This window comes from Sphingomonas bacterium, from assembly GCF_903644135.1.
In the GTDB taxonomy this organism is placed as follows: Bacteria; Pseudomonadota; Alphaproteobacteria; order Sphingomonadales; family Sphingomonadaceae; genus Sphingomonas.
The window spans coordinates 1-21,619 of record NZ_CAHJXA010000004.1 but is presented as its reverse complement, the minus strand read 5'-3'; the positions used below and the strand labels follow the sequence as shown (position 1 = coordinate 21,619).

General features: G+C 66.9%; 19 protein-coding genes. 12 read left to right on the top strand and 7 right to left on the bottom strand.

Annotated elements, in window-relative coordinates:
• The first annotated feature begins 27 nt into the window (after positions 1-27).
• The 5 genes from HUU96_RS00730 (at position 28) to HUU96_RS00710 (ending at position 4,918) form a co-directional block, all read left to right on the top strand.
• Positions 28-807 (top strand): enoyl-CoA hydratase-related protein, encoded by a 780-nt coding sequence (locus tag HUU96_RS00730; RefSeq protein ID WP_174290952.1) that lies wholly within the window; start codon positions 28-30, stop codon positions 805-807.
• 73 nt (positions 808-880) lie between these two features.
• The gene (locus HUU96_RS00725; RefSeq protein WP_174290951.1) at positions 881-1,897 is read left to right on the top strand and encodes an NAD(P)H-dependent flavin oxidoreductase; all 1,017 of its coding nucleotides are present in this window, start codon (positions 881-883) and stop codon (positions 1,895-1,897) included.
• A 14-nt stretch (positions 1,898-1,911) separates the two neighbouring features.
• Entirely contained in the window at positions 1,912-2,706 is a 795-nt protein-coding gene (locus HUU96_RS00720; RefSeq protein WP_174290950.1) for an SDR family oxidoreductase, read from the top strand.
• Complete coding sequence (locus HUU96_RS00715) at positions 2,703-3,485, top strand: SDR family NAD(P)-dependent oxidoreductase (RefSeq protein ID WP_174290949.1); 783 nt, start codon at positions 2,703-2,705, stop codon at positions 3,483-3,485. The genes HUU96_RS00720 and HUU96_RS00715 overlap by 4 nt, the downstream gene beginning before the upstream one ends.
• A gap of 89 nt (positions 3,486-3,574) precedes the next feature.
• Positions 3,575-4,918, top strand: coding sequence for an amidohydrolase family protein (locus HUU96_RS00710; RefSeq protein WP_174290948.1), 1,344 nt, complete (start codon positions 3,575-3,577; stop codon positions 4,916-4,918).
• Between the two features lie 3 nt (positions 4,919-4,921).
• On the opposite strand, the gene HUU96_RS00705 is transcribed toward HUU96_RS00710, so the two are convergent.
• Positions 4,922-6,346 (bottom strand): MFS transporter, encoded by a 1,425-nt coding sequence (locus HUU96_RS00705; RefSeq protein ID WP_174290947.1) that lies wholly within the window; start codon positions 6,344-6,346, stop codon positions 4,922-4,924.
• Positions 6,343-7,515 carry a thiolase family protein gene (locus HUU96_RS00700; RefSeq protein WP_174290946.1) on the bottom strand — a complete coding sequence of 391 codons (1,173 nt, stop codon included), beginning with the start codon at positions 7,513-7,515 and terminating at the stop codon, positions 6,343-6,345. Before HUU96_RS00700 ends, HUU96_RS00705 begins: the two co-directional genes overlap by 4 nt.
• 53 nt (positions 7,516-7,568) lie before the next feature.
• On the opposite strand from HUU96_RS00700, the gene HUU96_RS00695 reads away from it, so the two are divergent.
• The 6 genes from HUU96_RS00695 to HUU96_RS00670 all read left to right on the top strand — a co-directional run bounded on the left by HUU96_RS00695 (position 7,569) and on the right by HUU96_RS00670 (position 15,695).
• On the top strand, positions 7,569-8,726 hold the full coding sequence (locus HUU96_RS00695; RefSeq protein WP_368039720.1) for an acyl-CoA dehydrogenase family protein: 1,158 nt from the start codon (positions 7,569-7,571) through the stop codon (positions 8,724-8,726).
• Positions 8,726-9,943, top strand: coding sequence for an acyl-CoA dehydrogenase family protein (locus HUU96_RS00690; RefSeq protein WP_174290944.1), 1,218 nt, complete (start codon positions 8,726-8,728; stop codon positions 9,941-9,943). The genes HUU96_RS00695 and HUU96_RS00690 overlap by 1 nt, the downstream gene beginning before the upstream one ends.
• 72 nt (positions 9,944-10,015) lie before the next feature.
• Positions 10,016-11,533: a class I adenylate-forming enzyme family protein gene (locus HUU96_RS00685; protein ID WP_174290943.1), complete on the top strand. Its 1,518-nt coding sequence runs from the start codon at positions 10,016-10,018 to the stop codon at positions 11,531-11,533.
• 16 nt (positions 11,534-11,549) lie between these two features.
• On the top strand, positions 11,550-12,824 hold the full coding sequence (locus HUU96_RS00680; RefSeq protein ID WP_174290942.1) for an FAS1-like dehydratase domain-containing protein: 1,275 nt from the start codon (positions 11,550-11,552) through the stop codon (positions 12,822-12,824).
• A complete protein-coding gene (locus HUU96_RS00675) occupies positions 12,821-13,603 on the top strand; it encodes an enoyl-CoA hydratase-related protein (protein WP_174290941.1) in 783 nt (260 codons plus the stop codon). The genes HUU96_RS00680 and HUU96_RS00675 overlap by 4 nt, the downstream gene beginning before the upstream one ends.
• Before the next feature lie 25 nt (positions 13,604-13,628).
• A complete protein-coding gene (locus HUU96_RS00670) occupies positions 13,629-15,695 on the top strand; it encodes a 3-hydroxyacyl-CoA dehydrogenase NAD-binding domain-containing protein (RefSeq protein ID WP_174290940.1) in 2,067 nt (688 codons plus the stop codon).
• Between the two features lie 5 nt (positions 15,696-15,700).
• On the opposite strand, the gene HUU96_RS00665 is transcribed toward HUU96_RS00670, so the two are convergent.
• The 5 genes from HUU96_RS00665 to HUU96_RS00645 all read right to left on the bottom strand — a co-directional run bounded on the left by HUU96_RS00665 (position 15,701) and on the right by HUU96_RS00645 (position 20,891).
• On the bottom strand, positions 15,701-16,759 hold the full coding sequence (locus HUU96_RS00665) for an acyl-CoA dehydrogenase family protein (protein WP_254604823.1): 1,059 nt from the start codon (positions 16,757-16,759) through the stop codon (positions 15,701-15,703).
• On the bottom strand, positions 16,759-17,955 hold the full coding sequence (locus HUU96_RS00660) for an acyl-CoA dehydrogenase family protein (RefSeq protein WP_174290938.1): 1,197 nt from the start codon (positions 17,953-17,955) through the stop codon (positions 16,759-16,761). Before HUU96_RS00660 ends, HUU96_RS00665 begins: the two co-directional genes overlap by 1 nt.
• Positions 17,956-18,017: 62 nt before the next feature.
• Positions 18,018-18,803, bottom strand: a complete 786-nt coding sequence (locus tag HUU96_RS00655) for a FadR/GntR family transcriptional regulator (protein WP_174290937.1) — start codon at positions 18,801-18,803, stop codon at positions 18,018-18,020.
• A 70-nt stretch (positions 18,804-18,873) separates the two neighbouring features.
• Positions 18,874-20,037, bottom strand: coding sequence for an acyl-CoA dehydrogenase family protein (locus tag HUU96_RS00650; RefSeq protein WP_174290936.1), 1,164 nt, complete (start codon positions 20,035-20,037; stop codon positions 18,874-18,876).
• An 8-nt stretch (positions 20,038-20,045) separates the two neighbouring features.
• On the bottom strand, positions 20,046-20,891 hold the full coding sequence (locus HUU96_RS00645) for an alpha/beta fold hydrolase (RefSeq protein WP_254604815.1): 846 nt from the start codon (positions 20,889-20,891) through the stop codon (positions 20,046-20,048).
• A 130-nt stretch (positions 20,892-21,021) separates the two neighbouring features.
• Here HUU96_RS00645 and HUU96_RS00640 point away from each other — a divergent pair.
• On the top strand, positions 21,022-21,619 hold a 598-nt coding region (locus HUU96_RS00640), incomplete at its 3' end, for a GMC family oxidoreductase (RefSeq protein WP_174290934.1).

Sequence of the window (21,619 nt, the reverse complement as noted above, 5' to 3'; positions counted from 1 at the left end):
GGGCAGGCTTGGCAAGAAGGATGCGGCATGGACGAAGCGGAAATTCTGGTGGAGCAGGACGCCGGTGTGCGGATCATAACGCTCAATCGCCCCGACCGGCTCAACGCGCTGGTCCCGTCGATGATGGCGGCATTCGCCGATGCCGTGGCGGAAGCGGCGCGCGACCCGGCGGCGGGATGCGTCGTGGTGACCGGCGCGGGTCGCGGCTTCTGTTCGGGCGGCGACCTGAAGGGCGATCGCACGCCGATGACCGTCGACGCGGAACGCGGCAGCCGCGTTGAACAGGGCTTTGCCGAACTGCGCGGCTTCGTCGAGGCGTCACGGCTGTTGCACGAAATGCCAAAGCCGACGATCGCGATGGTCAACGGACCCGTCGCTGGCGCGGGCATCGGCATCGCGGGGGCCTGCGACCTGCGTTTCGCCAGCGAGACGGCGACCTTTCTGACCGCGTTCGACCGCATCGGCGCATCGGGCGACTTCGGGTCCACCTGGTTCTGGACGCGGATCCTGGGCACCGCCGCCGCGCGTGAACTGTTCTTCCTCGGAGAAAAGATCGGCGCGGCCGAGGCGCATGCCCGAGGTATTTACACAAAGCTGTTCGCGAGCGCCGATCTACGGGGCTTGACGATGACCGCAGCGCAACGGCTCGCCGACGGTCCACGCATGGCCTGGCGTTACATGAAAGCCAACCTCAACATGGCGGAGGATACGAATTTCGAGGCCGTGCTCGATCAGGAATGTCTCAACATGGGCCTGTCAACTGCGGCGGCAGCGGCGATCCACCGCGCCACGCGCATGCATGACTGATCCCGGTCTTAATCATATGGACGACATAGATTACTAGGTGTATCGGGTATCGGCTACTGCTTCGAGGGACATGATGGCATTCCGCACTCGGATCACCCAATTGCTGGAGATCGAACATCCGATCGTGCAGGGCGGCATGCAGGGCGTCGGCCGTGCAGAACTGGCCAGTGCGGTCTCCAACGCCGGCGCACTCGGCGTCCTGACTGCGCTGACACAGCCCAGCCCGCTCGCGCTGTCGGAAGAGATCGAGCGCTGCCGAAGCATGACCGCCAGGCCGTTCGGCGTTAACATGACGGTCTTCCCAACGATGAATTCCCCCGACTACAAGGCTTACGCCCAAGCGATCATCGATGCCGGCATACCGGTGGTGGAGACCGCGGGGACCGCCGCCGTCGCTGAATTGTGGGAGATGTTCAAGGCGGCAGGCGTCCGGATCATCCATAAATGCACGGCGGTTCGCCACGCGCTGTCGGCCGAGCGCAAGGGTGTCGACGCCATCTCGATCGACGGCTTCGAGTGCGCGGGACATCCGGGCGAGGACGATATTCCCGGCCTGATCCTCATTCCCGCCGCCGCCGACAAGGTGAAGATTCCGATGCTCGCCAGCGGTGGCTTCGGCGACGGACGCGGCCTCGTGGCGGCGCTCGCGCTCGGGGCGGACGGGATCAACATGGGCACACGCTTCTGCGCCACGCAGGAGGCGCCGATCCATGCCAACGTCAAGCAAGCGTATCTCGACAATGACGAGCGGGGCACCAACCTAATCTTTCGCAAGCTCCACAATACCGCGCGGGTCGGCCGCAGCGCGGTGTCGGATGAAGTCGTCCGCCTGCTCGCCCAACCCGACGCGACGTTCAAGGATGTCGCGCATCTCGTCGCCGGCGTACAGGGTCGCCGGGTGCTGGAGGAAGGAGATATGGCGGCAGGCGTGTTCTGGGCGGGGCAGATCCAGGGCCTGATCCACGATATCCCGACTGTCGCCGAACTCATCGACCGGATCACGGGCGATGCCGAAGCGATCGTGCAGGATCGCCTCGCGGGCTTGTTGACAGCCTCGGCACCGACGCGTCGGCTGGCAACGACCGCCTGATAGTGGCGTCGGCGATGGGCATACTGCGCGGCAAGGTGGCGGTCGTCACCGGTGGTTCACGCGGGCTTGGTCGCCATTTCGTCGAAGCGCTGGCCGCCGCCGGAGCCCGGGTCGGGTGTCTGGCGCGGACGTCGGACGAACTCTACGCGTTTGCGGCGACGTATAAGGACCAGGTGCTAGCCCTGCCTTGCGATGTCACGTCGTCCGACTCGGTGGATCGCGCCATTGCGGCGGTGATCGAACGTTTCGGCCAGCTCGACATCCTCATCAACAATGCGGCAATCTTCCGGCCGTTTCTCCTCGAAGAAGCAAGCGACGATGAGGTCGAGGCGCACGTTGCGGTCAACCTGCTGGGGCCGATCCGTTGCACGCGCACGGCGATCCCGCTGCTGCGGCGGAGCAAGGGGCAGATCGTGTTCGTATCGAGCGAATCAGTGCGAATGCCGTTTCCGCTCCTGACCGTCTATGCCGCAACCAAGGCCGGAATCGAAACTCTGGCGGCGGGCCTGCGCGACGAACTGCGCGACGACGGTATCCGCGTGACCGTGTTGCGGTCCGGCTCGGTGGCGGGCACGACAGGACATATCGGTTGGGACCCGGCGACGGCGGAGCGCTTCTTCGCGACGATACGGCGATCGGGTCACGCCGCGTTTACCGGTACGGCGGCTGATCCGCGGTCGATGGCCGAAGCGTTGCTGGCGGTGCTCGGGCTGCCGCCGGACGTGAACATCGACTTGATCGAAGCACGCGGCGCGCACCCCGTTCCCGCCGCTTATAATTCGCCCGCCGTCATCGAGGAACTGGCATGAAGATCGACACGAAAACCGCCGCCATCGTCACCGGCGGCGCATCGGGGCTGGGCTACGCGACGGCGACTGCGCTGGCGGCGGCGGGCGCTCGCGTGACGATCTTCGATCTCGACGTGGCGAAGGGCGAAGCAGCCGCCGCCGTACTCGGGGGCGCGTTCGCCCGCGTCGACGTCACTGACGAGGCGGCCACGCTGGCCGGCTTCGCGCACGCCCGCGCCGCGCATGGACAGGAGCGTATCCTAGTCAATTGCGCCGGCGGCGCGCGCGGTGGCAAGACCGTGGCCCGCAAACGCGACACCGGCGACATCCTGCGCCACAGCATGGACGACTTCACCTTCACGGTCGGACTCAACCTGATCGGCACGTTCCGCTGCATTACCATCGCCGCCGCGGGGATGATGACGCTCGAGCCGCTCGATGACGGCGAGCGCGGGGTCATCGCCAACACCGCCTCGGTCGCCGCGCAGGACGGGCAGATCGGCCAGGCCGCCTACTCGGCATCGAAAGCCGGGATCGTCGGCATGACGCTGACCATCGCGCGCGACCTGTCCAGCGAGGGCATCCGCATCAACACCGTCCTGCCCGGTATCATGGCGACCCCGCCGATGCTGGGCGTGCCGGAGAAGGTCCTCGAAGGACTTGCCGCATCGGTGCCGTTTCCCAAACGGCTGGGCCATCCGGACGAGTTCGCCAGCCTGGTGCTGGAAACGGTGCGAAACGGATATTTCAACGGCCAGGCGATCCGCCTCGACGGCGCCATCCGCATGGCTCCACGCTGATTGTTCGATCAGTTGTATAACCGGGTTGATTTGTTCTCTCGTTAGTCCGACATCGGACGCAGACAGGATCAAAGTGAAGGAGACGCAGGATGAAGGCCGAGGATCTGATTATCGCGAGCGTAGACGATCATATCGTCGAGCCGCCGACCATGTTCGACCAGCATCTGTCGGCGCAGCATCAGGCGATCAAGCCGCAAATCCGCAAGGATGACAAGGGTGCCGACTTCTGGCTGTTCGAGGGTCGCCGCGCGGGCAATATCGGGTTGAACGCGGTGGTCGGCCGGATGCGGGAGGAATATGGCTGCGAGCCGATCTCGTTCGACCAGATGCGCAAGGGCGCCTGGGACATCCACGCGCGTATCGAGGACATGAACGCGAACGGTATCCTCGCCTCGCTGAACTTTCCGAGCGTCGTCACCTTCGACGGGTCGTTGTTCCACAAGTTCGAGAACAGGGACAACGCGCTCACCCTGCTCCGCGCCTATAACGACTGGCATATCGACGAATGGTGCGGCTCGTATCCGGGCCGCAACATCCCGAATGCGATCATCCCCTATTGGGATATCAAGGCGACCGTCGCGGAGATCGAGCGCGTCGCCGCAAAGGGGTGCCATGCAATCTCGTTCAGCGACAACCCGGCGTTGCGCGGCCAGCCGAGTATTCACAGCGACCATTGGGAGCCGCTGTGGAAGGCATGCGCCGATCACAACATAGTCATCAATATCCATATCGGCTCGGGCGCCGCCGCGCCGCACGCGTCGATGGATTCGCCGATCGACGCATGGATCGTCACCATGCCGATCTCGATCGTCAACTCGGCGGCCGACTGGCTGTGGCTGAAGGCGATCCAGCGTTATCCGCTGAAGATCGCGTTGTCCGAAGGCGGCATCGGGTGGATCCCGTATTTTCTGGAACGCGCCGATTTCACGTACGAGCATCATCGCGCCTGGACCTATTCGGACTTCGGCAAGCAAAAGCCGAGCGAGGTCTTCCGCGATCATTTCATGACCTGTTTCATCGACGACGTATTCGGGCTGAAGAACATCGACGCAATCGGCGAGGACAACGTCTCCTACGAATGTGACTATCCGCACTCGGACAGCGTTTGGCCCGAGTCGGCGGAATTGCTGCTGCAATCCGTGTCGGTCCTGAGCGATCCCGTCATCGACAAGGTGACCCACCTGAACGCCTTGCGGCTCTATCAGTTCGACGCGTTCGGGATGATGGGGGGACGCGAGAACTGCACCGCAGGCGCGCTGCGCAAGCTGGCGACCCATGTCGATACCGCGCCCGTGTCGTTCGGCGGACCCGCCCCGCTCGCGCCCGGCGAGGCGCGCCGACCGGTAACCTCAGGCGACATCACCAAGATGTTCTCCGAAGTGACCGAGGCCGACGGGCAGTTGAGCGCGGATGCGCTGGAACCGGCGGAATGACGTTCAGGCGCTGGCGGGCGGAACCGCCGGCGCCAGCCCGGCATGGATTCTACGGGGCAGTGCCAGCGCGACAAGCGTCGCCAGCGCGCATAGCGCGACGATCACCCCCATTGTCAGCATGAAGGCATTGGCGGTCGGATAGCGCGCGCCGTCCGGACCGGCGAGCGTGTCGGTCGCCAGCAGTACAGCCACGAGCTGCGCGCCGATTGCGATGAAGATCTGGCGTACGACCCCCATCATCGCGGCGGCTTCGCTGGTGCGCGCCGAAGGCACCGCGGCGACCAGCAGCGTCGGGCCGACCGCGAACAGGATCGTCGTGCCGAACGAGATGACGCACAGCACCGCGACCAGCATCGCGACCGAGCCGTGCTGCCACATCGCGAGCAGCCAGCCCAAGGTTGCGAGCAACCCGCCGCCGATCATCGTCAGCCGCGCACCGCGCCGCTCGGTCAGGTAACCGCCGAGCGGCCCGGCAAACAGCGAACCGAGGTTCGACGGCAGTTTCGCCAAGCCCGCCAGCGTCGCGCTCGCCCCCAGCCCGATGCCGGTCCAGCGCGGCGCCTGCAGTAGCACCGAGAAGACGAGCGTGATCTGCAACGCGCCCATCGCGACCAGCGCGCCGATCACGTTCGCGACCAGCACCCTGCGGTCGGCGAACAGGCGGATGTCGATCAAGGGATCAGGCTTACGCAGGCTTTGCACGATCCACAGCGCGAGCAACGCCGCCGACCCGATCAGCAGCGCGATCATCCCCGCGCTGGTCCAGCCCCAGCCGCGGCCGTTGCTGACATACAGCAGCAGGCCCGCGACCGCCGGTACGAACAGCACGCCGCCCAGCCAGTCGAGCGGCGCCCCCGTGGCGGTGCCGTGAGACCGGGGAACCAATGCCAGCACCAACCCGAACGACAGCACCGCGAACGACGTGCTCGCCAGGAATACCGCATGCCACGAAAAATGGTCGACGATCACGCCACCGATCACCAGCCCCGCCGCGGTGCCGGCCGACGCACCCGATATCATCAGCCCGATGCCCAGCGCGACGCGTTCACGGCGCAGGTTCTCCCGCACGAGGCCGATAACCAGCGGCAGGATCGCCGCGCTAAGACCCTCGATCGAGCGTCCGACGAGGAGCACGGCGAAGCTCGTCGCCGACGCACTGACCGCCGCGCCGAGCGCGCCCGCCGCAAGCAGCCACAGTATCACGCGCCGCCGCCCGTACAGGTCGCCAAGCCGCCCGACCACCGCCGCGCCGCCGGCGCTGACCAGCAGAAAGGCGGTGACCAGCCAGCCGACCTTGGCCGGATCGTGAAAGGTGACGATCAGCGCCTTGAACGCGGCATAGATCATCGCGGTCTCGAACGCGCCGGTCGCCTCCGCCAGCCACAAGGCAAGGAGGATCAGCGCCGTGTTCCAGCGTGTGGCGGTCATTGGCGCACCAGTAACATCGCGCCGGCAAGCGGTCCGCCCCCCATGCCGCAGGCGGCGACGCGTGCATCCGGCACTTGCCGTCCTCCACCCTCCCCCCACAATTGCACGCACGCCTCGTGTAGCAAACCGAAACCATGTAGTCGCCCAGCCGAAAGCTGACCGCCGCCGGTGTTGACCGGAAAGCGCCCCCCGGCCAATGGATGACCGTCGGCGATGAAGCCGGCTGCCTCTCCTTGGCCGCAGAAGCCGAGCGCTTCGATCCACAAGGGGATCTGGATGCTGAAGCCGTCATACAGCGCCAGCACGTCAACGTCTGCGGGCGTCAGGGCGGTACGCGACCACAGGTCTGCGCCCGCGTCGTGCGCCGCCATCCGCGTCAGGTCGGGCTGCTGGTCCCAGCTTTCCTTGCCACGCATGGCCGCACTCATCGCCTCGATCGAAAGCGGTGCCTTCGCACAGTCGCGCGCAGCATCCGCCGCGGAAACGATGATAACGCAAGCACCGTCGATCGGAATGTCGCAGTCCAGCAGGCCGAGCGGCGTCGAGATCATCCGCGCCGCGAGATAGTCTTCGAGAGCAAGCGGCTTGCCACGGAACAGGGCGCGCGGGTTGGCTTGCGCGAAGGTCCGCTGCCCGACTGCAAGCGCGCCGAGCTGTTCGCGCGTTAGTCCGTATTCATGCATGTAGCGCGTCGCGACCCACGCCATCCAGTTGGTAGCGGAGATCGCGCCGACCGGAAGGAGGTAGCCCAGCCATCCGCCGATCCGCCCGCCGCCGCCGGTCGGCACGCTGGCGCGTTGCGCCGCAGTCTGCGACGAGGACTCGGTCAGCGCGCGAAAGCACAGCACGTGGCGCGCCTGGCCGGTCGCGACCGCCATGGCCGCCACCATGATCGCCGACATCTGCGCCGGGCCTTCGGGCGTCGCGGAATGCCACCTAGTATTAAGGCCTAGCGCGTTGCGTACCTCGCCCGTGCCGAGCGGGGACATTCCCGGCGCGACGGTCGTGCGGCCGGGATAGGTCGAGATGCCGTCGATGTCGTCGCGCGACAGCCCGGCATCCGCCATTGCCTCCATGGCCGCATCGAGCAGTAGATCCATCGCCGGTCGATGCAGGTTGCGTCCGATCCTTGACATGCCGATACCGGTAATCGCCGCGCCGATCGCCATATCATTCCTTCCGGAAGCCGATTGCTTCGCCGAGATGTATATCCTAGTTATCGATGTTCCATAGGACGGCCTGTGAGACTAGCATGAATTTCCAAATGTCCGAAGAACAGGCGATGCTGCGCGATCAGGCACGCGCACTGCTGGCCGAACGCTCTGCTCCCGATCGTCTGCGGCGATTGATCGAGCAAGGTGCGGAATGGGACGAGCTGTTGTGGCGGGAGCTGGGAACGCTCGGCTTTCTGGGCGCGGCAATTCCCGAGCCGCATGGCGGACTGGGCCTCACGGCACTCGATCTTAGCGTCATCAGCGAAGCGCTGGGCAATGCCAATGCCGCGTTGCCGTTCTTCTCCTCGATCGTGCTCGCCGCCGAGGCGATCCGTCTGGGCGGCAGCGAGGACCAGCAGTCGCGCTGGCTTCCCCGGCTCGCTTTGGGCGATACGGTCGCTACCTTCGCCTATTGCGAAGGCGCCGCCGGGTTCGAAGCGGACGCGATCCATTGCACGATGGCGAGCGGCACGTTGTCCGGAACGAAGACCCCGGTGGCCGATGGCGGCATCGCGCAAATCGCGGTCGTGCTGGCGCGATCCGGCGGCGCACCCGCGCTTGCGCTGGTCGAACTGGACCAGCCCGGCGTGACCAGGACGAGGCTGGAAAGTTTCGACCAGCTCCGCGCGCACTACACGCTGTCGTTCGACGGCGCTGTGGCGGAACCGCTCGACACAGGTGGCGACGTGATCGCCAGGCTCTTCGATGGCGCAGCGGTGCAAGCCGCTTTCGAGGCGGTGGGCGGTGCCGAGGCATGCCTTTACATGGCACGCGATTACGCCCTGGAGCGGCGTATCTTTGGTCGGCCGCTGGCCGGCTATCAGGCGATCAAGCACAAGCTGGCCGACATCCTCGTGTCGGTCGAACTTGCGCGATCGAGCGCGCATTTCGCGGCGTGGGCCGCCTCGCACGATCCGGACGCGTTGCCGGTCGCTGCCGCCGGCGCGCGATTGACGGCGACCGACGCCTTCGAACGCGCCGCGCGCGAGAACCTTCAAGTCCATGGTGGGATCGGCTATACGTGGGAGGCGGACTGCCACTTCTACTACCGGCGCGAACGGACGCTCGCGCTGAGCCTGGGCGGACGCGAACATTGGGCCGATCGCCTGATCGCGCATATCGGTTCAGGCAATGTGGATGTCATGCCGCAGCGGGAGGCCGCGTGATGGAAAACTTTTCGATCGAAAACGGTTTTCGCGCCGAGGTACGCCGTTGGCTTGCCGCGCATGCGCCGATCCACGAACTCCCCGCCGCCGACCGGCTCGACGATGCCGATATGGTCGCTCGCGGCAGAGCGTGGCAGGCCGAACTCGCCCGTGGCGGGTATGCGGGCATGCTGACCCCGACGGTGCTCGGCGGACGCGGCGGGACGATGTCCGAAGCGATAATGTTCGGCGAGGAGGAGGCGCGTTACCGTCTCCCGAAAGGCCCGTATGTCGGCATCGGCCTGGCGATGGCATTGCCGGTGATCGAGAAGCACGGCAGCGCCGAGCAGATCGAGCGGTTCCTCAGGCCGACGCTGCGCGGCGAACTGACGTGGTGCCAGCTCTTCTCGGAACCCGCGGCCGGCTCGGATCTTGCGGCGCTGCGGACGCGGGCCGTGCGCGATGGCAGTGATGGAGACGGCGACTGGATCGTCAACGGGCAGAAGGTCTGGTCGAGCTGGGCGCATCACGCCGACTGGGGTATCCTGATCGCGCGCACCGATCCTACGCTGCCCAAGCATAAGGGCCTCACGTTCTTTGTCGTCGACATGAAGACCCCGGGCATCGACATCCGTCCGATCCGGCAGATGTCCGGCCTATCCGACTTTAACGAGACCTTCCTGACCGACGTGCGTATCCCGGACACGGACCGGATCGGCGCGATCGGGGAGGGTTGGGCGTGTGCGATGACCACGCTGACCGGTGAGCGAATCAATCAGAGCGGCGAAAGTGGCGACGAGGGCATCGCGGGCCTGATCCACTATGCCGCCGCGACGCCGCGCCGCGCGGGAAGCGCGCTCGACAGCGCCGCCGTCCGGCTCGCGCTTGCCTCCGCCTATGCCGAGGAACAGGCCGAGCGGCATTACCAGGCGCGACTGCGCGCGATGGTCGCACGCGGCGAGGAACCGGGGGCGGCGGGCGCGATCGTCAAGCTCGCCTATACCAGACGATATCAGACCAGCGCGGGTCTCGCGCTGGAGTTGCGGGGCCCTGCGGGCATCGCCAGCGCGACAGGCGATGTCGCGACGCGCAAGATCCAGGACGATTACATCTGGTCTGCCGCGCTGCGTATCGCGGGCGGGGCGGACGAGGTGCTGCGCAATCAGCTTGCCGAGCGGATGCTCGACATGCCCGGTGAAATCCGCGCCGACCGGAACGTGCCGTTCGATCAGTCGTAAGATCGGCTTGCACTTCTCCCGATTTCGGATGATGGAGAACCTAGTTATATAGGTAGCTAGCTGGGAGAACGCATGTCGGAACTGTCCGCCTTGCTACAGGACGTCCTGACGATCGATCCCGAAGCCGACGCCGTCGAGTTCGAGGGGGTATGGTATAGCTGGGCACGCTTGGCCGGTACGGTCGGCGACGTGCGCGCGGCGCTGGCCGGCATCGGACTGGGACGGGACGCGCGGATAGGCATCCTGGTGCGGAGCCGCCCTTCGGCCTTGGCGGCCGTGCTCGCCGTGGTGGCCAGCGACGCTTGCATGGTGTCGATCAACCCGCTGCTGCCCGACGAACGGCTCGCCGCCGATCTGTCGACACTGGCGCTTCCGGTCGTGATTGCCGAACGCGCCGACCTTTCCCGCTTCGCGGTGCGGGAGGCCATCCGCGCCGCCGGATCGGCAGTGATCGAATTGCCCGGCATCCTTGAAGGTGCCAAACTCATGGGCCACTCGACATCGCTGCCGGTCGGCATGCGCCTGACCGAACCCGGCGTGATCGTGGAAATGCTGACAAGCGGTACGACGGGAGCGCCAAAACGGGTTCCCTTGAAGCGCGAGGCGTTCGAGCAGAGCTTCGCCGCGGCGCTGTCGTACGAGAAGGACCGGAAGACCGGCGACGTCGCCCGCCTCCGGCCCGGCGTCACCATTCTGAGTGGACCGATGTCGCACATCGGTGGTCTGTGGGGGGCGCTGACCTGCATCGCCGGCGGACGCAAGGCGTGCCTGCTGGAGAAGTTCACCGTCGCCGGCTGGCACGACTCGGTCGTCCGCCACCGGCCGAAGGTGGCGGGTGCGGTGCCGGCGGGGCTGCGCATGATCCTCGACGCGGACATCCCGCGCGAGGATCTGGCAAGTCTAAGCGCGATCCGCACCGGTGCAGCGCCGCTCGATCCCGCGATCGTCGCCGAATTCTGGGAGCGCTACGGCATCCCGGTCCTCTCCAACTACGGCGCGACCGAGTTTTCCGGCGCAGTCGCGGGCTGGACGATGCGGGACTTCACCGCCTTTCACGCATCGAAGGCTGGAAGCGTCGGGCGCTTCCAGCCGGGTGTGACCGGTCGGGTCGTCGATCCCTCGACCGGCGAGGAAGTACTTGACCGGTCCGAAGGCGTCCTTGAGATGCGCTCGAAACAGTTCGGCAACGGCGGCGCATGGCTGCGCACCACCGACCGCGCGGTGATCGATGCGGACGGTTTCCTGTTCATCCGCGGCCGTGCCGACCTCGCCATAAATCGCGGTGGCTTCAAGGTGCATCCCGACGACGTCAACAAGGTCCTGGAAAGCCACCCCGCCGTGCGCGAGGCGGTGACGGTAGGCATCGCGGATCGACGGCTCGGCGCGGTTCCGGTCGTGGCGATCACGCTGAAGGCGGGCGTAGCGACACCGGCCGAAAGCGAGTTAGCAGATTTCGCGCGGGCGCATCTGCTTCCTTATCAGGTGCCGGCCAGGTTCCTGGTCGTCGATGAAGTGCCGCGCACCGAATCAATGAAGCCCGCGCTGACCGAAGTGCGCCAGTTGTTCGCCGCCGACGTCGACGCGGCCTGATTACGGAGACGAGACGATGGCAAGCATCCTCGAAAGCGACGAGTGGCAGAAGGCGACCGAATATCGCATCACCGACGAGGACATCGCCCGACAGCAGCAGTTGATCGGCCATGACCAGGCGTCACGGACACGCGAATACGTCCAGACCGCGACCGAGGACACGATCCGCAATTTCGCGCACGGCGTCGGCAACGACAACCCGTTGCACTGCGACCCGGATTATGCGCGCGGCACGCGCTGGGGCGGGATCATCGCGCCGGGCATGATGGCGGGAATCATCAATGCGCCGATGCGCGGCGACCCGACGCCAGACCATATCCGCGCGCTCAAGAAGTCGCTGTTCCGGGGCATCCACGTCTTCGTCTCGGGATCGAAATGGGATTGGTACCATCCCGTCCGACCCGGTGACACGCTCTACAGCTTCGAGGGATGGGAATCGTGCGACGTCAAGCAGTCGGAGTTCGCCGGCCGCTCGGTCATCAACGTACTGCGTCACGTCAAGGTCAACCAGCGATCGGAGGTCGTCGCGATCTATCGAGTGCTGACCGTGCTGACCGAGCGCGGAACGGCGAAGAAGAAAGGCAAATATGCCGCGATCGAGCCCGCGACCTATACCGACGAGGACATCGCCAAGGTCGACGCGATCTACGAGGCGGAGGAGGTTCGCGGCGCGACCCCGCGCGACTACGCCGATGTGACGGTAGGGGACAGTCTGGGAACGATGGCGAAGGGGCCGCTGACGGTCACCGACGTGATCTGCTTTCACGCCGCCGGTTATGGCTTTACGCCCTACGCGCCTTCGGTCGGGCGACTTGCGTACAAGAACCGCAAGCGCATCGCGCCGTTCTACATCAAGAACGAATATGGTGTGCCCGACGTCGCGCAGCGGCTGCACTGGGACCCGGTATGGGCGCAGGCGATCGGCAATCCGATGGCGTATGACTATGGCGTGATGCGCGAGAACTATCTCCATCATTACCTCACGGACTGGGCCGGTGACGATGGCGTCGTGCTCCACGTCCATGACGAAATCCGCAAGTTCAACTATATGGGCGATGTGCAGACGATCACCGGCGAGGTGACGGGCAAGCGCGAGGAAGGCGGACAGTCGATCGTGGACGTCGCCGTGCGCTTCACCAACCAGCGCGGCGAGGAAACGGTGAAGGCAACCGCGACGATCGCGCTGCCGTCGGCCGGTCGGCCCGTATTGTATCCAGCCGTACCGCCGGAGATCGCGGCACGCGCCGTTGCGATGATGGCGCGCCACTGGGAACTCGGTCGCGGCAAATGAGCGGCGGGCTGGTCGACTATACGCTGGAGGACGGCGTCGCGATCGTGCGGCTGAACGATCCCGCGACGCTCAACGCCATGTCGGACGCGATGGGCGCTGAACTGCGCGAGGCCGTCGCTCGCGCGCAGGGGGAGGCACGCGCGCTGCTGATCGGCAGTCACGGCCGTGCCTTCTGCTCGGGCGCGAACCTGTCATCCGGCAGCTTCGCGATGGACGATCCGGACCGGGACGTGGGATCGGGGCTGGAGGCGGTGTTCAACCCGCTGCTGCTCGACCTGCGCAACTCCGCCATCCCGGTGCTGAGCGCGGTGCGCAGCGCGGCGGCCGGGGTCGGCTGCGGCCTCGCGCTGGCGGCGGACCTGATCGTCGCGGGCGAAAGCGCCTATTTCTACCAAGCGTTCTGCCATGTCGGACTCTCGCCGGACGGCGGGTCGAGCTATCTGCTGGCCCGCGCGATCGGTCGGGTGCGGGCGATGGAGATGATGCTGCTCGGCGACAAGCTGACCGCCGCCGTGGCGCTCGACTGGGGTCTTATCAACCGCGTCGTGCCGGATGACCAGGTCGACGCGACGGCGCTCGCGCTCGCCGTCCGGCTGGCACGCGGGCCGCGCTCGCTCGGCTTCATCCGCGCCGCCGCATGGGCGGGTGCCGACCAGCCGTTTGCCGAAGCGCTGGACAGCGAGCGCGTGCTTCAGCGGCATTCGGGCCGCACCGATGACTTCGCCGAGGGCGTCGCCGCCTTCCAGCACAAGCGCAAGCCCGACTTTCAGGGGCGCTGAGCGCCTCCGTTCAGAGGAGTTTACCGTGACAAGCGTCGCCACCTTCGCCGTCGAGGACGGCATCGGCATCCTCACGATCGACTATCCGCCGGTGAATGCGCTGGGCGCGGCGGTGCGGCAGGGCCTCGACCAGGGGTTCCACACCTTCGACGCCGATCCCGCGGTGAAGGCGATCGTCCTGATCTGCGCGGGCCGCACCTTCTTCGCCGGGGCCGACATCGCGGAACTCGGCAAACCGCTCGCAGAGCCCGATCTCGGCGCGGTGTTCGAGATTCTCGACGGCGGCGGCAAGCCGGTGATCGCCGCGATCCACGGGACCGCGCTCGGCGGCGGATACGAACTGGCGCTGGCCTGCCACCATCGCATCGCGGTGCCATCGGCCAGGGTCGGATTGCCTGAGGTCAAACTCGGGCTGCTGCCGGGCGCGGGCGGGACGCAGCGCCTGCCCCGCATCGTCGGCGCCGAGGTCGCGCTGGACCTCATCACGAGTGGACGTCCGGTCGGCGCACCGGAGGCGCTCCAACTCGGGATGATCGATGCGCTGGCGACGGAAGGGCGGTTGCGCGAGGATGCCATCGCCTTCGCGCGGGGCATCGTCGCGGAAGCGCTTCCGTTGCGGCGCGTCCGCGACCGCGACGACAAGCTGCTGCCGGCGCGGGGGGACCCGGACCTGTTTGATGCCTTCCTGACCCGCAACGCGCGCGCGTTTCGCGGGCTCAAGGCGCCGGCCAGCATCGTCGAAGCGGTTCGCGCCGCCGTGACGCTGCCGTTCGATCAAGGCCTGAAGCGGGAGGCGGACCTGCTGGATCCGCTATTGGTAAGCACCGAGTCGCTGGCGCAGCGCTACGCCTTCTTCGCCGAGCGCGAGACCAGCAAGATCCCCGATATCGCTTCCGCCACGCCGACGCTGCCGGTGCGGAATGTCGGCGTGATCGGCGCGGGGACGATGGGCGGCGGGATAGCGATGAACTTCCTCAACGTCGGCCTGCCGGTGACGATCGTCGAGACGGCGCAGGACGCACTCGACCGGGGCGTGGCGACGATCCGCCGCAATTACGAGGCAACCGCTAGGAAGGGCCGCCTGACCGCTGATCAGGTCGAGCAACGCATGGCGCTGCTGCGCCCGACGTTGGATATGGCCGCGCTCGGCGAGGCGGACCTCGTGATCGAGGCGGTGTACGAGAGCATGGAGGTCAAACGTGCGGTGTTCGCGCGGCTGGACGCCATCGCCAACCCCGATGCGATCCTCGCCTCCAACACCTCGTTCCTCGATCTCGACGCGATCGCAGCGGTAACGAAGCGGCCCGAACGGGTGATCGGCCTGCACTTCTTCTCGCCCGCCAACGTCATGCGACTGCTCGAGGTGGTGCGTGGCGAGAAGACAGACCCTGCGGTGGTGGTGACCGCGATGAAGCTTGCGCGGACGATCGGCAAGGTGCCCGTCCTCGCGCGCGTCTGCCACGGCTTCATCGCCAACCGCCTGATGACGCCGCGCGGCGAACAGGCCGAGGCGCTGCTGCTGGAAGGACCGGCCGCCGACGCGATCGACCGGGTAATGACCGATTACGGCTTCCCGATGGGGCCGTTCCAGCTCGACGACCTGGTCGGGCTCGACGTGCTCGGTCGCGACGCGACCGAACGGACATTGCGCGGCGACCTCGTCGCGCTCGGCCGGCTCGGCCAGAAGGGCGGCGGCGGCTTCTACGATTACGACGCACAGCGCAACGTCACGCCGTCGCCCATAGCGGCCAAGGCGATCTCCGATTTTCGCGAGCTAAAGGGCATGGCCGATGGCGGCGCGCAGGACGCCGACGCGATCCTCGCCCGTCTGCTCTATCCGGTCGTGAACGAGGGCGCGAAGATCCTTGAGGAGGGCATCGCGCTGCGGGCATCGGACATCGATATGGCGGCGATCCTGGGGTATGGCTGGCCGGTCCAGACCGGCGGCCCGATGCTCTGGGCCGACACGATCGGACTGCCGGCGATCGTCGCGACTTTGCGCGAGTACGAAGCCGCGCACGGCGAAGCGTTCCGCCCCGCCGCGCTGCTCGAACGGCTGGCGGCGGAAGGCGGACGCTTCACACCTGCCTGAGCGCGTTACCAGCCCGCCAGCGCGACGGCACGCGCACGGTGTACGCTCGGGCCGCCGAGGAACGCCCGATCGAAGAACGCCCGGCGCACCCAGATGCTCAGGTCGTATTCCCAGGTATAACCGATGCCGCCATGCGCCGCGACCGCCGCGCGGGCGACCGAGGTGAAGCGGTCGGCGAGATGCGCCTTGGCGATCGCCGCGCTTCGCTGCGCGTCGGGCAGTGCACGATCCCACGCATAGGCAGCATACCATACCAGCGCGCGCGCGGGTTCGACCTCCAGTGCCATCGTCGCGAGTTGATGTTTCAAAGCCTGGAACCGCCCGATCGGCTGGCCGAACTGCTCGCGATCCTTGGCATAGGCGACCGTCATGTCGGTCGCGCGCTGCGCCCCGCCGAGCGCATCTGCGGCGATCAGCACGAGTCCGGCGTCGAACACGCGACCGCTGTCGATCGCGAGCGGCGTCGCGGGCGCGCCGTCGAAGACGACGCGCGAAAGGCGGCGGCTGCGATCCTCGCTCGCCAACGGCTCGATCCGCACCCCCTCGCCCGGCTCGACCAGCGCCAGCCCGCCCCCGGCAACTCCGACCAGGAACAGGGCCGCCGCGCCCGCCGCCTGTACGAACTGCACAGCGCCGGTAACGCGCCCGTCGGCGATGGCCACATCCCAGCTTTCAGGCACCCACGCGCCGCCGAACGCGATCGTCGCGATGGTCTCGCCCGATGCGAGCCCTGGAAGCCAGCGCTCGCGCAGTGCCGGGTCCGCGCTGGCGGCGACCGCCAGCCCCGCCATTAGGTGCGGCACCACCGGTCCCGATACCGCGCCCGCACCGAGCACCTCGACTGCCAGCACCGCATCGACCAGACTCAGCGCGGCACCGCCCGCCGCTTCGGGCAGCATCAGCCCCCCGACCCCCAGCGCCATCAGCGCCTGCCAGCTTTCGACATCCAGCTCCGCGTCGCCATCGACCAGACGGTGCAGCGCGGCGGGGGGCAGCGTGTCGGCGAGCGTTCCGCGCAGCGCGTCTTGGATCTGGAGCTGCTCGTCGGTCGGGTGGAACCGCATCACGCGCTACCCATCGCGAGGTCGCGCGGCAGGCCCAGCCCACGCTCGGCGATAATGCCGCGCTGGATGTTGGTCGTGCCGCCGGCGATCGAGTTTCCGAGCGTGCCGAGGATCTGGTCGAGCCATTTCTCCGAGCCTCGCCCGCGCGTACCGGGTGGCGCGGGTTCGATCAGCGCTGCATCGCCGATCAATTCCTGCGCGAGCAGCGCCATGTCGTGCCCGGTCTCGGTCAGCAACAGCTTCATCATCAACCCGACCAGTCCCGGCTCTTCCCCCGCCGCCGCTAGCGAGAACAGGCGGTAGCTCGAGCAGCGATGCGCGAGCACCCACCCCTCGATCCGCCCGAGCGTCTCGCGTACCACCGGGTCCTCAATCGCCGGGCGTCCGTCGCGCAGCGTGGTGCGCGCGAGGTCGACCAGCTTGGCGAAGGTGCCGCCGAGCGCGTCCGCCGAGCCGATGCTGGCGCGCTCGTGCTTCAGCGTGGTACGCGACACCGCCCAGCCCTCGCCACGCGCGCCGACGATCCAGTCGGCCGGGGTCCGCACATCCTCGAAGAAGATCTCGCTGAACGTCGCCTCTCCGGTGATCTGGCGGATCGGGCGGCGCGTCACGCCGGGTTGGTTCAGGTCGATCAACAGGTACGAGATGCCGGCATGGTTGGGCGCGTGCGGCTCGGTGCGGATCAGCGCGAACATGTGCGTCGCGCGCGCGCCGTCCGACGTCCACGTCTTCTGTCCGTTGATGACCCACTCATCGCGGTCGAGTTCGCCCCGGCAGCGTACCGACGCGAGGTCGGATCCCGATCCCGGTTCGGAATAGCCTTGCCCCCAGATATAGGTGCCGTCGAGCGTCGACCGGATAAAGCGCTCGCGCTGCGCCTCGGTGCCGCGCTCAAGCAAGGTCGGCACGAGCATCGCCATGCCGTTGCCGCCGATCTCCATCGGCGCGCGCGCTGCGGCGAACGCTTCGCGGATGACCTGCGCGCGGACGATATCGAGCGGCTGCTCCGATCCGCCGTAGCGCTTGGGGATGCCGCGATAGAGATAGCCGCGCTCGGTCGCCGCCGAGCGCACGTCGCGGACATGCTCGCTGAGCGCATCGCCGCGCCGGCCGTCCGGTCGCCACGCATCGGCGAGGAAGCCGGAAACTTCCTGACGGAAAAGCTCCGCCTCCGCGCCATATCTCAAGTCGAACATCGCACGCTCCGTCGCTTCCGACAAGCGTTAGCGACTTGTCCTACCTAGTCAACTATGTCCCGTCAGCCAAAAATATCCAGATCGCGTCGACGGTCGTCCTCCGGCACCCACGCCTTATTCGCGTTTATCACATGCAACCGCCAATGCGCCTCGGCCTTGTCCGCCTCGCCCGCCTCGATCAGGTCGATCAGCTTTCGGAACGAGCGAAGCCCGGAAAGGCCGCGCCGTTTCTGTTCGTCGATCGGCAGCGGCTCCCGCTGGAACAGCCGCACCTGATAGCTCGTGACCAGGCCCTGCAGCATGCGCGTGACGAAATGCAGCGTATGATTACCGCTCGCCTCGACCAGCAGCCGGTGGAACTCGGCCAGGCCGATCATAAAATCAACATAGCGTTCCTCGGTCACGATCGCCGTCAACCGGTCGACCTCCGCGCGCAACTCGGCGATCTTCGCTTCCGGGCGGCTCAGCGCCAGTTGACGGGCGACATACGGCTCGATCGCGAGCCGCGCCTCGTACAGGTCCGCCATCGTCGTGCCCTCCGACTGGAGCACGTAGCCGGCATAGCGCGCGACGCCTTCGACACGCGGCCGGTGCACCTTCGCCCCGGTACGCGAGCCGCGTACGACGCTGATCAGGCGTTCGGCCTCGAGGATGCGAAAGGCTTCGCGCAGGGTCGGGCGCGAGATAGCGAGCGTCGCCATCAACTGGCCTTCGGGGGGCAGGAAGGCGCCCTCCTGCAACTCGCCCAGGATGATGCGCTTGCGGATGACCGCCGCTACGACCTCGGCGGTCTTGGGCACCCGGATCGGACCGGACCCGTCCTGCTCTTCACGGTCCGCCAGCTTCAATCCCCTTCCCCGACCGGTACGTATCGTACCATTATAACGAGGTTGGCCGGCGAAACGCAAACGAGCAGCGTCACAGCGAACGGGCGATGAGCACCTTCATGATCTCGTTCGATCCGCCATAGATGCGTTGGATGCGCGAATTGCGGAACATGTGCGCGATCGGGTAGTCGTTGATGTAGCCATAGCCGCCGTGCAGCTGCAGGCACTCGTCAACCACTTCCCATTCGGCATCAGTCACCCATTGCTTCGCGATCGCCGAGGTGGTTGCGTCGAGCGTGCCCTCGAGCGCCCGCGCGATGCAGTCGTTCACAAAGACCCGCGCGACCGTTGCCTTGGATTTGCACTCGGCCAGCTTGAACTGCGTGTTCTGGAGGGCGAGCAGCGGCTGGCCGAACGCCTGCCGGTCGCGGGTGTAACCGATCGTCGTCTCGATCGCCTGTTCCATCGTGATGACGCCGGTGACCGCCATCAGCAGCCGTTCGCGCGGAAGTTCCGCCATCAGCTGGATGAAACCTCTGCCTTCCTCGTCGCCGAGCAGATTGTCGGCCGGAACCCACACGTCGTCGAAGAACAATTCGGACGTGTCCTGAGCTTCGAGTCCGATCTTGTCGAGCTTCTTGCCGCGGCGGAAACCTTCCACCTCGTCCGTCTCGACGATCATCAGCGAGACGCCGCGTGCGCCGAGCGAAGGATCGGTCTTCGCGACCACCACGATGAAGTCGGCGATCTGGCCATTGGAGATGAACGTCTTGCTCCCGTTGATGCGATAGCCGTTGCCGTCCTTGAGCGCGGTCGTGCGGATCGACTGGAGATCGGAACCCGCACCCGGCTCGCTCATCGCGATGGCTGCGACGCGCGCGCCGCTGGCGAGCTTGGGCAGCCACCGCTGCTTCTGCTCTTCGGTGCCGTGAAGCTGGATGTAAGGCGTGACGATCACGTTATGCAGGCTGACCGCGAACCCCTCGATGCCCTTGCGTGCGACCTGATCGACCAGCACCAGGTCATGGCGGAAATCGCCCCCCGCCCCGCCATATTCTGCGGGGACGCTGACACCAAGCATTCCGGCCGCTCCCGCCTCGCTCCAGAAGGCGCGTTCGACCTGGCCGGCCTCGCGCCAGCTCGCCACGCGCGCGGGCGGCGCATGCTGGTCGAGAAAGCGGCCGACCGCATCGCGGAACATGACGATTTCCTCGTCGAGCATGAAGGCGGGTTCGGGAACGTCGATCGCAGCCATGGTCGGTCCTAAATCGCGCCGAAGGACGGCTCGTCCCCGGCAATGGGCATAGCCACCCGCTTGAGAAAGGCGAGCAGCGGAACGGTGAACGCGTCGTTGCGGTCGCCCGCCACCATATGGCCGGCATCCGCGACGTCGACATATTCGGCGTGCGGCACAAGATCGAGGAACGCGCGCACCCCGTCCGCGCTGACGACCCGGCTCATGCCTCCGCGTACCAGCAGCGTGGGCACCGTCACGCGCCGCGCCGCGGCTTCGGCGCGTTCGCGAAAGGCGGTCACTACGCCGCTGGTCGGCGCATCGAACATCGCCGGGTCCCAATGCCAGCGCAGGCGACCATCGGGACGGCGGCGAAGGTTCTTCATCAGTCCTTCGGTGCTCGTCGGGCGCGGTCGATGCGGCAGATAGGCTGCGACGACCTCCGCCGCCTCCTCGACCGAGGCGAAGCCCTCCGGTCGCGCGGTCATGAACGCGCGAATCTCCTGCGCGCCCTCGAGCTCGACCGCGGGAACGACATCGACCATCACGAGCGCGGCGATACCTTCGCCACCATCTTCCCCCGTCGCGAGCAGACCCGTCAATCCGCCCAGCGACGCCCCGACCACCGCCGCACGGCCACCGAGCTGGTCGATCACCGCGCGCAGGTCCGCGACATGGGCATCGAGCCCATAGGCACCGTCCGCCGCCCAGGCGCTGTCGCCATGGCCGCGCAGGTCGAGGCTGACACAATGGAAGCCGGCGGCGGCCAACGTGTCCAGCGTTCCCGCCCAACTGTGCCGCGTCTGACCGCCCCCGTGCAGCAGGACCACCGGCAACGATCCGGCGTCACCGCGCTCGTCCGCGGCCAGGGTCATTCCCGGACTCGTCACGAAGCGCCGTCGCGTGGTGCAAGTATCTGCCATCACCGCCGCGTCCAGCCACAATGCGACTTGATAGTCAACGTAGTTTGATATCTAGCGATCCTGTGAAAGTGGAGCGGTAAGCATGTCGGTTTCAAGCGCCGTCCCCGATTACATCGTCGTCGGCGCGGGCTCGTCGGGATGCGTCCTTGCGGCGGAACTGACGACCGACCCCACGCGCACCGTACTGCTGATCGAAGGCGGCGGCAGCGATCGCAGCTTCCTGGTCGACATGCCGCGCGGGCTGGCGAAGCTGCTCGAACCCGGCAGCCGCTACGTGCAGGACTACGATGTCCGGCGCGGCGGAAATCGCGGCACCGAACGCTGGATGAAAGGCCGCGTGATCGGGGGGTCGAGCAGCGTCAACGGCATGATCTACGCGCGCGGCTTCCCGGCGGATTACGACCGCTGGGCGGCGCTCGGTTGTTCCGGTTGGGGCTGGTCGGACATGGTACGGCATTTCAAGGCGATCGAGGACCACGAGCTTGGCGAAACCGACGAGCGTGGTGTCAACGGCCCGCTGCGCGTCAGCGGCCATCCGACCGATGCGGCGGGCGGCGCGCTGTGCGAAGCGGTGATCGAGGCGGCGGCGCAAGCGGGCACGCCCCGCGTCGCGGACACGAACGCCGCGCCCGATGGCGGCATCGCCTATCAGGCGCGCACGATCTGGCGCGGCAAGCGGC

Excerpts from the sequence above, each read along its gene's own strand:
- HUU96_RS00715 (WP_174290949.1), top strand. The coding sequence starts at position 2,703 with ATGAAGATCGACACGAAAACCGCCGCCATCGTCACCGGCGGCGCATCG.
- HUU96_RS00700 (WP_174290946.1), bottom strand. The coding sequence starts at position 7,515 with ATGGCGATCGGCGCGGCGATTACCGGTATCGGCATGTCAAGGATCGGA.
- HUU96_RS00680 (WP_174290942.1), top strand. The coding sequence starts at position 11,550 with ATGGCAAGCATCCTCGAAAGCGACGAGTGGCAGAAGGCGACCGAATAT.
- HUU96_RS00645 (WP_254604815.1), bottom strand. The coding sequence starts at position 20,891 with ATGACCCTGGCCGCGGACGAGCGCGGTGACGCCGGATCGTTGCCGGTG.
- HUU96_RS00665 (WP_254604823.1), bottom strand. The coding sequence starts at position 16,759 with ATGCGGTTCCACCCGACCGACGAGCAGCTCCAGATCCAAGACGCGCTG.
- HUU96_RS00690 (WP_174290944.1), top strand. The coding sequence starts at position 8,726 with ATGGAAAACTTTTCGATCGAAAACGGTTTTCGCGCCGAGGTACGCCGT.
- HUU96_RS00660 (WP_174290938.1), bottom strand. The coding sequence starts at position 17,955 with ATGTTCGACTTGAGATATGGCGCGGAGGCGGAGCTTTTCCGTCAGGAA.
- HUU96_RS00730 (WP_174290952.1), top strand. The coding sequence starts at position 28 with ATGGACGAAGCGGAAATTCTGGTGGAGCAGGACGCCGGTGTGCGGATC.
- HUU96_RS00650 (WP_174290936.1), bottom strand. The coding sequence starts at position 20,037 with ATGGCTGCGATCGACGTTCCCGAACCCGCCTTCATGCTCGACGAGGAA.
- HUU96_RS00720 (WP_174290950.1), top strand. The coding sequence starts at position 1,912 with ATGGGCATACTGCGCGGCAAGGTGGCGGTCGTCACCGGTGGTTCACGC.
- HUU96_RS00695 (WP_368039720.1), top strand. The coding sequence starts at position 7,569 with ATGTTCCATAGGACGGCCTGTGAGACTAGCATGAATTTCCAAATGTCC.
- HUU96_RS00685 (WP_174290943.1), top strand. The coding sequence starts at position 10,016 with ATGTCGGAACTGTCCGCCTTGCTACAGGACGTCCTGACGATCGATCCC.
- HUU96_RS00675 (WP_174290941.1), top strand. The coding sequence starts at position 12,821 with ATGAGCGGCGGGCTGGTCGACTATACGCTGGAGGACGGCGTCGCGATC.
- HUU96_RS00725 (WP_174290951.1), top strand. The coding sequence starts at position 881 with ATGGCATTCCGCACTCGGATCACCCAATTGCTGGAGATCGAACATCCG.
- HUU96_RS00705 (WP_174290947.1), bottom strand. The coding sequence starts at position 6,346 with ATGACCGCCACACGCTGGAACACGGCGCTGATCCTCCTTGCCTTGTGG.
- HUU96_RS00710 (WP_174290948.1), top strand. The coding sequence starts at position 3,575 with ATGAAGGCCGAGGATCTGATTATCGCGAGCGTAGACGATCATATCGTC.